The organism is Nocardia amamiensis NBRC 102102 (assembly GCF_001612745.1).
GTDB classification, from domain to species: domain Bacteria; phylum Actinomycetota; class Actinomycetes; order Mycobacteriales; family Mycobacteriaceae; genus Nocardia; species Nocardia amamiensis.
The window spans coordinates 1-11,072 of record NZ_BDBA01000283.1 but is presented as its reverse complement, the minus strand read 5'-3'; the positions used below and the strand labels follow the sequence as shown (position 1 = coordinate 11,072).

Sequence of the window (11,072 nt, the reverse complement as noted above, 5' to 3'; positions counted from 1 at the left end):
CTCCGCCGCGGCCGCCGCCCTGCGACCCAGGAGTGCGGCGCCGTCGGCGATGGTCCGCTCCGGATCCGGCGCCGTGATCACCGGCCTGGCCAATTCGTCCGCGAGAACCTCGGCGACCTCGGCGGGACGCGCGGCACCGCCGACCACGAGGACGCAGTCGACATCGGCCATGGTGACGTCCGCTACGCGCAGGCAGCGATACACGAGCTGGACGGATTCCCGGATATGGCGGGCGCGCAGTTCCTCGGCGGTCGCCTCGGTCACCGACTGCGAAACCGAGGACGAGGGCAGCCCAGGTCCGGCATGCTCGGCGACCAACGCACCGAACGCGCGTCCGCCGAATTCGGTGGAGCGCAACGACACACCGACGATCGGATTGCGCGGACAACCCGCGCCGACCCGGACCAGGGTGACGTCGAGCCCCGCGCCGCCGAGATCGTAGACCAGCGCGAGTCCGGGCATCAGCGGACCGCGGTCTGCTTCCAGCCAGGCCGTCGCCGCGACCGGCTCGGCGACCAAGGCCACCCGTCCGAGTTCGACACCGTCCAGCGCCGCGCGTAGCGCGTCGACCTGCTCGTCGGCATAGCGGGCGGGATAGGTCATCGCGATGCCGATGCCGCCGCCGGCCGGATGGTCCTCCAGCACCTCGCCGACCAGGCACTTCGCGACCGTGGCGACGAGATCCGCCGGCGCGAGGGCACGGTTGCCGACCCTCGCCCACGTGCTGGAAGGCTGCGTGAGGTCGGCGAACTCGGTCACCGCGCGACCATGCCTCGGCAGCATGCCGACCCTGGCCACGCCGGTGCTGTCGAACGCCAAGGTGGTCCGGCGCGTGATGGTCTGCGGGCGCTGCGTTTTGCGGCGCCCCGGCGGAGCCTTGGCCGAACCTTCCTCCGCGAGAACGGAAACCGTGTTCACCGTACCGATGCTCAATCCGAGACCAACCGCCATCGCAAACCACCCCGATCGCCGTGCCGATTTGCTTCGAACGCGTCCAGGCAACCACTCCGCGATCTTCCTGCCAAGGCCGGACACCCGATTGTCCGCAGGCCGCCTGTCGGTGGCCGCGGTGCCCGCGCAGTCGTCGGCGCGCTCACCTGCGCATACCTGTGCCGACATTCCGTCCGGTCGGATTTCGTTGCGGCGCGCGGAGATCGGCACATGCCCGGTTATGGTTTGCCAGGAACCGCGTTATATACCGCCCTGTCCGGAATGAAACCCTCGGACATGCGCAGAATGTCCTTGACCGGCCCGGAAGTCGGAATGCGGGCTGTTAGCGGCCGCCAGGAAGGGATCATTCGGACAGCGTGCAGCTACATCTGGTCACACACCTGGCTCAATGCCGCCATCACCCGCGCCGCGATACGACCTCGGTGCCGCCTGCTCGGCTCAGCACCGTGCCGCAAACCGGCACGAGACGGGCACCGCCGAACGTCCGAGAAGTGCAGCAACTTTCCAGCACACAGCCGCCGGGTCAACGCGCGGCTATCCGAAATGCCCTACTGCGCAGGAAGATCCGGAATGCGAGTTGCCCGGGCGTAGACCGTCTCGCCGTCCGAGAGCCGCAGCGCCTCGGCGTCACCGCGGGTGACTTGCGCCGCGAACAGGTCGCCGGTCGCCGCGTTGCGCAGTTCCACGCGCACCTCGAAGCCGAGATGGACCACGCGTTCCACCGTCGCCCTGGTGACGCCCGCCGATTCGGCGGTGCCCTCGTGCTCGGCAAGCGCCATGCTGGGGTCGCGGCCGACGCGAATGTCGTGGGGACGCACCAAATGTCCGTTGAGCCGGGCCACCGCGCCGAGGAAGGACATGACGAACTCGTTGGCTGGCCGGTCGTACACGTCTTCCGGGGTGCCGACCTGCTCGATGCGGCCCTTGTTCATCACCGCGATCCGGTCGGCGACGTCGAGCGCCTCTTCTTGGTCGTGGGTGACCAGCACGGTGGTCACGTGGACCTCCTCGTGCAGGCGACGCAGCCAGGTGCGCAAGTCGGCGCGAACCTTCGCGTCCAGCGCGCCGAACGGTTCGTCCAGCAGCAGCACCTGCGGATCGACGGCGAGCGCGCGCGCCAGCGCCATGCGCTGACGCTGGCCGCCCGACAGCTGCGCCGGGTACCGGTGCTGGAAGCCGTCCAGCCCGACGATGCCGAGCAGCTCGTCGACGCGCTTGCTGACCTCGTTCTTCGGGCGCTTGCGGATCTTCAGGCCGAAAGCCACGTTGTCGCGCACGGTCATGTGCTTGAACGCCGCGTAGTGCTGGAACACGAAACCGATGTCGCGCTTCTGCGGCGGCACCCGGGTGACGTCGCGGCCCGCGATGCTGACCACGCCGGAGTCCAGCGACTCGAGCCCGGCGATCGAGCGCAGCAGCGTCGACTTGCCCGAGCCCGACGGGCCGAGCAGCGCGGTCAGCTCGCCGGAGGGAATGTCGATGGTGACGTCGTCGAGGGCCGCGAAGGAACCGTAGTTCTTGTTCGCGTTGGTTACGGTGATCACTTTTCGCCCCGCTTACGTTCGAGGAGGGTCATCAGCAGAAGGGTGACGAGCGCGATGCCCATCAGCAAGGTCGCGGCGGAGTAGGCGCCGAAGGTGTTGTGGTCGTTGATGTACCTGCCGTGCACGAGCAGCGTCAACGTCAGCGACTGGCCGGGCAGCGCGGAGGACACCATGATCACCGCGCCGAATTCGCCGAGCGCGCGGGCCACGGTGAGCACTACACCGTAGGTGAGGCCCCAGCGGATCGCGGGCAGCGTGATCCGCCAGAACGTCTGCCACCCCGACGCTCCGAGCGTGGCCGCGGCCTGTTCCTGGTCGTCGCCGATCTCGTGCAGCACCGGCTCGACCTCACGCACTACGAACGGGAGCGTGACGAAAATGGTGGCGATCACCATGCCGGGCAGGTTGAAGATCACCTCCAGACCCAGCTCTTCCAGCCCGCCGAACCAGCCGCCCGCGCCCCAGAGCAGAATCAGCGAGACGCCGACCACGACGGGTGAGACCGCGAACGGCAGGTCCACGATGCCCTGGACCAGGTTGCGGCCCGGGAAGTTTCCGCGGACCAGCGCGAGCGCCGTCACGATGCCGAAGACGACGTTCACCGGAACGACGATCGCCACGATCAGCAGAGACAGCTGGAACGCCGAGATCGCCGCGGGTGTGGTGATCGAGTCGATGAACGCGCCGATGCCCCGTTCGAAGGTGCGAAACAGAATGATGACCAACGGCAGCACCAGCAGCACGAACAGGTAGCCGAGGGCCACCGTCCGCAACGAAATGCGGGTCGATGGGGACAGTTTCATCGGGTCGGCTCCATCCTGCGGGACTCCCCGGAGGGTGCGCGATGGTGTCTCATCGGGTCGCCTGTTCCTTGCGGGCGGTGCGTTCGGCGAACAGCCGCAGCACCAGCAGCGTCGCGAACGAGATGGCGAGCAGTGCCACGGACACCGCCGCCGCGTTCACCGGCCGGTCGATCTCGATCTGCTTCTGGATGTACTGGGAGGCCATCTCGGTCTCGCGCGGGATCGCGCCGCCGATCAGCACCACCGACCCGTATTCACCGATCGCGCGGGCGAAGGCGAGGCCGCCGCCACTGATGATCGCGGGCGCCAACGCGGGCAGCACGATCCGGCGGAAGGTGGTCCAGTTGTTCGCACCGAGCGAGAGCGCGGCCTGCTCGACCTCGTGGTCGGCCTCGATCAGCACCGGCTGCACCGAGCGCACCACGAACGGCAGCGTGACGAACGCCAGTGCCACCACCAGGCCCGGCTGGGTGGCGTTGAGGTGGATGTCGATCGGGCTCTGCGGTCCGTACAGCGACAGCAGCACGATGCTGGCCACAATCGTCGGCAGGGCGAACGGTAGATCGATCAACGCGTTGACCACGCCTTTGCCCGGGAACTGGTCACGCACCAGCACCCAGGCGATGAGCGTGCCCATCACCACGTTGATCAGCGCCACCACCACCGAGACCAGCACCGTGATGCGCAGCGAGTCCAGTGCGGCGGGCGCGGTGACCGCGTCGACGAAGCCGGACCAGCCTTCCTCGAAGCTGGTCACGGTGAGCGCCGCCAGCGGCAGCAGCACGATGATGCTCAGCCACAGCACCGCGGTAGCGATGCCGAGCGGGCCCACCGAGCCGGTCACACGCAACCACGACCAGTTCCAGCGCCTGGTCCGGCGCGCGGCGTCGGAGACGCCAGGACCGGCTGCCTGCGCGGTCCCCGCGTTACTGCTGTCAATCACAATCGTCCAGTATCCCGTGTAACGGAGGTCACCCCGCTACTTGGTCGCCTTGTCGTAGATCACCGCGACGGAGCCGGTGTTCGGGGCGAACAGCTCCTTGTCCACGGTCTTCCAGCCGCCCAGGTCGGCGATCGTCCACAGCTTCTGCGGAGCCGGGAAGTCCTTGGCGTAGTCGGCGGCGACCTTCGGGTCGACCGGGCGGAAACCGGCGGCGGCCCAGGCCTTCTGGCCCTCGGCGGTGAACAGGAAGTCGCGGAAGGCGACCGCCTTCTCCTGGTTCTTGCTGTTCTTCAGCACCGCTACCGGATTCTCGATCTTGAAAGTGACCGGCGGGACGATGTGCTCGATCGGATCGCCGTTGCGCTCGGCGAAGATCGCCTCGTTCTCGTAGCTCAGCAGCACGTCACCGGTGCCCTGCAGGAACGTCTCGGTCGCTTCCCGGCCGGACTTCGGCTGCACCTTGACGTGGTCGGAGGAGATCAGCTGGCTCAGGTAGTCCAGGCCCGCCTGCTGGTTCTTGCCGCCCTCGCTCTTGGCCGCGTACGGCGCCAGCAGGTTCCACTTGGCCGACCCGGAGCTGAACGGGTTCGGGGTGACCACCTCGATGCCCGGCTTCAGCAGGTCGTCCCAGTCCTTGATGCCCTTCGGGTTGCCTTTGCGCACCACGATCGCGACCACCGAGCCGAACGGAATTCCCTTGGTGGCGTCGGCGTTCCAGCTCGCGTCCACCAGGCCGGCATCGACCAGCCGGGTGATGTCGGGCTCGACGGAGAAGTTGACGATGTCGGCCTCGGCTCCGTCCTTCACCTTGCGGGACTGGTCGCCGGAGGCGCCGTAGGACTGCTGGATCTGGACGCCCTTGCCCTGCTCGGTCTTGTTGAACTCGGGGATCACCTTGTCGAAACCGGGCTTCGGCACGGCGTAGGCGTAGAGGTTCAGGGTGCCTGCGCTGCCGTCGCCATTGCCGCCCCCGACTGTGTCGCTGGCTCCGCCGCCGCACGCGGTCAGCGCGACCGCCGCTAGTGCGGCGAGGGCAACAGCGCTGTAGCGTCGGCGCGGCGAGAGCCAAGATTTGCGAGCCATCGGAGTGGACCTTTCGTGCGGACCGCCAATTGTCCGGTAGTACGTCGGCTGGCGGCGACAATGGTGTTGATCAGTAGACCTGCCGGCGAAGTAAGACGGCAGTGGCACGACTATCGGCCGCAACGGGCCGGGAGGACGAGCACATCTGCGGGAAGCGCGCCAGTCTACTGAGGAACGAGACGCGAACGTGCCCGGTCGCCGATCAACGACAGTAGACGTCCGCGACGGCGAGGTCACCGACAGCAATCAACGCCAACTCATGGCGGACCTGCGGGACTGCGCTCGACGACACGGGCCGACTGTAGCAGAGCGCATGGCGGAGTTCGAATCGACGATCCCAGGAAGAGCACTCCGGCGGCGCCACGCTCAGCGGGTGATCAACCAGGCGACGACGACGAGCACGAGCAGAGCGATGAGGGCCAGCTGGACCCGTGAACGAGGCATCAGCGCGCTCCGCTCTGGACCGGGCTGCGGTCGTCCGCGGCCACCTGCCCGGGTTCTGGCATCGCCGCGGCGGCGATCGGTGCAGGCCGCACCGGCACGATATCGGCCGCGTACCGGCGGTCGAGCATGCGCAGCACGGCACGAAGAACGCGGTCTAGCCCGTATGCGATGGCGAAGCTGATCGGGACCATGCCGACGAGGACCACGAGGAACTGCGGAATGAACGGCAGCCCCGCGACCCACAGTTCGAATCCGTCCCACCATCCTGCGATGCGATGCACGGCTCCAGCATAATGGGCGCAGCCGGACGCAGTCCGTCATCAGCCCGCGCATGGCCGGAGCGAAGGCGGAGGTACGCCTAGTCGGTTCGCCGGCGGGCTCCGTAGGACCGGGGCAACCGGCGGCTGCGGCCGAGCAGTGGACGACAGGCGGGCATCGACCCCAAGATGGGGTATGGCGTCCGCAGCAGATGACCTCATCGCCAACCATGCCGATGGCATGCCGTCGAACCTTCCGGAGCCGCACCGCCACGGCGCCCATCCGCCGATCGATGACTACGCGTTCCTGTCCGACTGCGAGACCAGCTGCCTGGTCGCCAGCAATGGCGCGGTGGAATGGATGTGCGTGCCGCGGCCGGACTCGCCGAGCGTCTTCGGCGCGATCCTGGACCGCAGCGCGGGTCACTTCCGGATCGGGCCCTATGGCGTCAACGTGCCCGCCGCCCGCCGCTACCTGCCCGGCGGGATGATCCTGGAGACCACCTGGCAGACCGGCACCGGCTGGCTGATCGTGCGCGACGCGCTGGTGCTCGGCAGGTGGCACAACCTCGATCAGCGCAGCAAAACACACCGGCGCACGCCGATGGACTGGGATGCCGAGCACTTGCTGCTGCGCACGGTGAAGTGCGTGAACGGCACCGTCGAGCTGGAGATGAGCTGCGAGCCCTCGTTCGACTACCACCAGGCCACCGCCCGCTGGGAGTACACCGGCAAGGTCTACGAGGAGGCAACCGCGGTTCGCAGCGACGACCCGAGCGCAGGCCCCACGTTGGTGCTCACCACCGATCTGCGCCTCGGCCTGGAGGGCAGGGAGGCCCGCGCCCGCACCAGGATGAAGGAGGGCGACGAGGTCTTCGTCGCGCTCACCTGGTCGGAGCTGCCCGCGCCGCGCACCTTCGACGATGCCGCGCAGAAGATGTGGCAGACCACCGAATGCTGGCGCCAGTGGATCACCCTGGGCAAGTTCCCCGACCACCCCTGGCGCAACTACCTGCAGCGCAGTGCGCTCACGCTCAAGGGCCTCACCTTCGCGCCGACCGGAGCGCTGATGGCGGCGCCGACCACGTCGCTACCGGAGAGCCCTGGCGGCGAACGCAACTGGGACTACCGCTACACCTGGGTACGAGACGCCAGTTTCGCGCTGTGGGGTCTGTACACCCTCGGCCTCGACCGCGAGGCCGACGACTTCTTCGCCTTCCTCAACGACGCGACCACCGGCGAGAACGGCGAACCCGTTCCGCTGCAGGTGCTCTACGGCATCGGCGGCGAGCGGGAACTCACCGAGAGCGTCCTCGACCACCTGAGCGGCTACGACAACTCGCGGCCGGTGCGGATCGGCAACAACGCCTACAACCAGGATCAGCACGATATCTGGGGCACCATGCTGGACGCGGTGTACTTGCATGTGAAGTCCCGTCAGCAGGTGCCGGAGACGCTGTGGCCGCTGCTGGTCCGCCAGGTGCACGCGGCCATCGCGCATTGGCAGGAGCCCGACCGCGGCATCTGGGAGGTGCGCGGCGAGCCGCAGCATTTCACCTCCTCCAAGGTGATGTGCTGGGTGGCGCTGGACCGCGGCGCGAAACTCGCCGAGCTGCACGGTCAGATCGAGCATGCCGAAGAGTGGTACGGCATCGCCGAGGAGATCAAGGCCGACATCCTGGCCAACGGGGTGAACTCCGACGGCGTGTTCACCCAGGTATACGGCGGCGACACACTGGACGCCTCGCTGCTGATGGTGGTGCTGACCCGGTTCCTGCCGCCGGAGGATCATCGGGTACGCGCCACCGTTCTGGCCATCGCCGACCGGCTCACCGAGAACGGCCTGGTCCTGCGATATCGCACCGAGACCACCGATGACGGAATGAGCGGCACCGAAGGGGCGTTCACCATCTGCTCGTTCTGGCTGGTGTCCGCGCTGGTCGAGATCGGCGAGGTGCAGCGGGCCAGGCACCTGTGCGAGCGGCTGCTCGGCTTCGCCAGCCCGCTACGGCTGTACGCCGAGGAGATCGACCCGCGCAGCGGCCGTCACCTGGGCAACTACCCGCAGGCCTTCACCCACCTCGCGCTGATCAACGCCGTCACGCACGTGATCCGGGCCGAGGACTCCCGGCATGCGGGCCAATTCCAGCCCGCGCATACACCGCCGGGTCATCCGGTGTGACAGAACTGGATGGTTCCACTGCCACCAACCGGTGATCCGATGTGTGACGTCACTGGATAAGTCGTCTACCGCCGCCGGGTCATCCGGTCAGCAGGCCGTCCGCCTCGGCGCGTAGCGCACGCAGCTTGCCCAGCCTTCCTTCGAGCTCGGCGATCCGTTCCTGTCCGCGGTCGCCGTACTTTCCGTAGTTCTCCTCGGCCAGCCGCAGCGCCTCGTCCGCGCCGCGCGAGACATCGGTCGCGATTTCGGTGAAGTGATCGCGCAGCACACGCTGCATGGCGCGCAAGCGGTTTCGCGATTCCTTGCCGACCTGGAAGATCACGTCGTCCATCAGGCGGGCGACCGCGACCTTGGCCTCGGCGCGCCGGCGCAGTTTGCGGTTCTTGCGGTCGTCCCACAGCGCGTTCACGCCGAGCAGGACGCCCGCGCCCGCCGAGTACCAGTTCACCAAGGACATACCGAGCAGGCTGGTGGCCAGGCCGACCATCAGGATGCCGCCGTAGGAGCCCCGCAGACCGGTCAGGAACTGCTGGGTCACACCGGCTTTCGCGCTCTCCAGCGGCTCCAGCGGCTGCACCGCTTCGAGTACCTCCCCCGGATTGGCCAACCGCAGGTCGCCGATCGGCGCGGCCCGGTTGTCGGCCGGGAACTTGGCCGCGACCTGATCGCACAACTCCACCGAGCGATAGTGCGCAACGGCGAAGTTCTCTTCGACGGCCTCGCAGATTCGCGCGTCCAGGTCGGCGCCGAAATCCTTCCACCGGCGGGCCGGATCGGTCCTGGCGATCTCGGCCTCGGCGTCGCGGATCAGGCTGCGCAGCCGGTGGCGCAGGTCGTGCTCGATATCGGCCATCAGCTCGGTGCCGCCGTCGACCAGCGTGACCTGCCAGTTCGCGGTCCGCTGTCGCAGCTGCTCCGCCTCGTCGCGGGCACGGACGAGTTGGTTGGTGATCTCCGCCCTGCGCTGCGGATTCCGCAGCGCCTCCGCCTCGGTCCGCAGCGTCAGCGCGAGATGATCGCAGACCAGGCGGAGATCCCGGGCCCCGGCTTCCAGCGCAACCGCGTCGGCGCGGGCGATCACGTAGTCGCGCAGATGGTCGATCAGTTGCGGCACACCCGATTCGATATCGCGCTGGTAGTTGCCCATCGTCCCGGCCTGGCGGTGCAATTCCGCGGACACCGGCGCGACCGCGAAACCGAGCCCCGCCGCGTCGAGCAGTTCCCGATTGCGTTGCTGGGTGTGCGACCAGTGCGGAAAGACGTCGATCTTGTTCAGCACGCAGACCACCGTCGGGCAGATCTGCTGGATGCGCTGCAATTCCGCGATCTCTTCCATGGTCAGCTCGGCGCCCGCGTTCCCGACGTAGAGCACGGCGTCGGCCGCGGCGATCATCGACCAGGTGGTGCGGTTGTCGCCCAGCGCGCCCGGCGCGTCCATGATCACGACGCCATCGGCGAGCAACGGGCTCGGCTGGGTGAATTCGGCGCGGACGACACCGTGGGTGGCCAGGGCCGGACCCGGATCGAGCGGGTCGACCGACTGGCGTTCGGTGCGGCCGTATTCGGTCTGGCGCACCAGCGTCGCGGTCGGTTCCGGGCCGTACTCGACGATCACCGGGACGCTCAGATCGCTGTTCGTCGCGCTGACCGAGGCGCCGACCAGACTGTTGACCAGCGTGCTCATGCCGTTCTTCGGATGACCGACGACCACGAGGCGCACCCGGGGATCACTCGCCCTGGCGCGGACCATGGTCAGCCGGCTGCCGAGATCGTCACGCCCAGCGGATCGGGCCGTCTCCCGCAGCTCGTCGATTATTCGGATGAGCGGGGCCATCGCATCCGGATGTTTCACCGTTGCGGCCGTCAGCCCGGCAGCGGCAGACAACCCTCCTCCTTACTCTCGGTGACTCTCGTTCGATATACCCCCTGCGTAGGCTCCGCAGTCGTCCAATCTCCTTGCGGCCCTGCTACAGCAGCGAGATGTCCGGCACACCGGACGCGGTGTGGTACGTCTCGGCTATGGCCGAGTCGGGCAGCAGTGCGCCGGAGAGACTACTTCCGGAGGCCAGCAGCGCGGTGTTGTCGTAGGTGTTGTCGGCGGCCAGCGGCGCCGAGATCCCTTGCGGTTTGGGGTCGATCACCTGCGGCTTGACCGGCACCGGCGGCTGGGTGGGCGCCGGGGTCATATAGGTCGGGACCGGTGTGTGCGGCTCGACGGTGGGCGCATGAGCGGGTGCGCTGTAGGTCGGCTGGTCGGGCGCGGAGAACGTCGGATCGGACGGACGACTCACGGTCGGCACGTCATCGCCCGGGAAGTCGTTCGTCGGCCGGGTGCTGTGTGAGGTACCCCCGGTGCCGGGACGGCCGGTATTGCCGCCCGGTGTTGTCACATCGTCGTCCGAGGTGGACGGAACGCCGTGGGTCGGCGCCGGGGTGACGGTCACGCCGGGGACCTTGGTGGTCGTCACGTCCGGGCCGGTGGTGATACCGCCGTGCGGCACCGTGGTGGCGCCGGGAAACTTGGTGACGTCGTGGTCCGGCGTCTTCGGCACGGACGGGGTGGTCACGTCGCCGGGAAAGCCCGGCGTCGGCGTGGTCTTGATGATCGTGGTCGGGTTGGTGACCGTTGTGGGCGATTGCGTCGGATGCGACGGGTGCGGATCGGTCACCGGCGCCGGTTTCACCACCGGCGTGGGCCGTACCGCGTCGAACAGCGCGGGCAACGACGCGGCCGGTGCGGTGAACACCGACGGTCCCTCCGGCGCGGCAAGCACATTCGCGATCGGCGTCGAGGCGGCATCGGGTTGGACCGTGGTCTGCAGCGGTGTGACCGCGACAACCGGAGCGGCGGCGACCGCCGCGGGC

At 68.2% G+C, this 11,072-nt stretch carries 9 protein-coding genes and 1 pseudogene; 1 reads left to right on the top strand and 9 read right to left on the bottom strand.

The genetic code is table 11. The annotated features are described in order from the left end of the window. The 7 genes from NA4_RS35340 to NA4_RS35315 form a co-directional block, all read right to left on the bottom strand. The coding region (locus NA4_RS35340) for an Hsp70 family protein (protein ID WP_245671736.1) at nucleotides 1-918 on the bottom strand (918 nt) is incomplete at its 3' end. A gap of 581 nt (nucleotides 919-1,499) precedes the next feature. Continuing rightward, nucleotides 1,500-2,495, bottom strand: a complete 996-nt coding sequence (locus NA4_RS35335) for a sulfate/molybdate ABC transporter ATP-binding protein (protein WP_067479939.1) — start codon at nucleotides 2,493-2,495, stop codon at nucleotides 1,500-1,502. Further along, the gene (gene cysW, locus NA4_RS35330; protein ID WP_067479937.1) at nucleotides 2,492-3,298 is read right to left on the bottom strand and encodes a sulfate ABC transporter permease subunit CysW; all 807 of its coding nucleotides are present in this window, start codon (nucleotides 3,296-3,298) and stop codon (nucleotides 2,492-2,494) included. Before cysW ends, NA4_RS35335 begins: the two co-directional genes overlap by 4 nt. 49 nt (nucleotides 3,299-3,347) lie before the next feature. Then, nucleotides 3,348-4,148: a sulfate ABC transporter permease subunit CysT gene (cysT, locus tag NA4_RS35325; protein WP_067479945.1), complete on the bottom strand. Its 801-nt coding sequence runs from the start codon at nucleotides 4,146-4,148 to the stop codon at nucleotides 3,348-3,350. Nucleotides 4,149-4,277: 129 nt separating this feature from the next. Further along, complete coding sequence (locus NA4_RS35320) at nucleotides 4,278-5,324, bottom strand: sulfate ABC transporter substrate-binding protein (protein ID WP_067479935.1); 1,047 nt, start codon at nucleotides 5,322-5,324, stop codon at nucleotides 4,278-4,280. A gap of 202 nt (nucleotides 5,325-5,526) precedes the next feature. Beyond that, entirely contained in the window at nucleotides 5,527-5,616 is a 90-nt protein-coding gene (locus NA4_RS43915; protein ID WP_321210233.1) for an Ms4533A family Cys-rich leader peptide, read from the bottom strand. A gap of 151 nt (nucleotides 5,617-5,767) precedes the next feature. Beyond that, nucleotides 5,768-6,049: a hypothetical protein gene (locus tag NA4_RS35315; RefSeq protein ID WP_067479933.1), complete on the bottom strand. Its 282-nt coding sequence runs from the start codon at nucleotides 6,047-6,049 to the stop codon at nucleotides 5,768-5,770. 217 nt (nucleotides 6,050-6,266) lie between these two features. Here NA4_RS35315 and NA4_RS35310 point away from each other — a divergent pair, with 217 nt between their 5' ends. Next, nucleotides 6,267-8,207 (top strand): glycoside hydrolase family 15 protein, encoded by a 1,941-nt coding sequence (locus tag NA4_RS35310; RefSeq protein ID WP_067479943.1) that lies wholly within the window; start codon nucleotides 6,267-6,269, stop codon nucleotides 8,205-8,207. A 79-nt stretch (nucleotides 8,208-8,286) separates the two neighbouring features. Here the strand turns inward: NA4_RS35310 and NA4_RS35305 are convergent, their stop codons facing one another. Together NA4_RS35305 and NA4_RS41785 are read right to left on the bottom strand one after the other, a co-directional pair. Beyond that, nucleotides 8,287-10,092 carry a dynamin family protein gene (locus NA4_RS35305; protein ID WP_067479931.1) on the bottom strand — a complete coding sequence of 602 codons (1,806 nt, stop codon included), beginning with the start codon at nucleotides 10,090-10,092 and terminating at the stop codon, nucleotides 8,287-8,289. 82 nt (nucleotides 10,093-10,174) lie between these two features. Then, a pseudogene (locus NA4_RS41785) lies at nucleotides 10,175-11,072 on the bottom strand (hypothetical protein); the annotation flags it as partial.

What these genes read in the sequence shown, in the direction of transcription:
- cysW (WP_067479937.1), bottom strand. Translation starts at nt 3,298, where the DNA reads ATGAAACTGTCCCCATCGACCCGCATTTCGTTGCGGACGGTGGCCCTC.
- NA4_RS35320 (WP_067479935.1), bottom strand. Translation starts at nt 5,324, where the DNA reads ATGGCTCGCAAATCTTGGCTCTCGCCGCGCCGACGCTACAGCGCTGTT.
- NA4_RS35310 (WP_067479943.1), top strand. Translation starts at nt 6,267, where the DNA reads ATGCCGTCGAACCTTCCGGAGCCGCACCGCCACGGCGCCCATCCGCCG.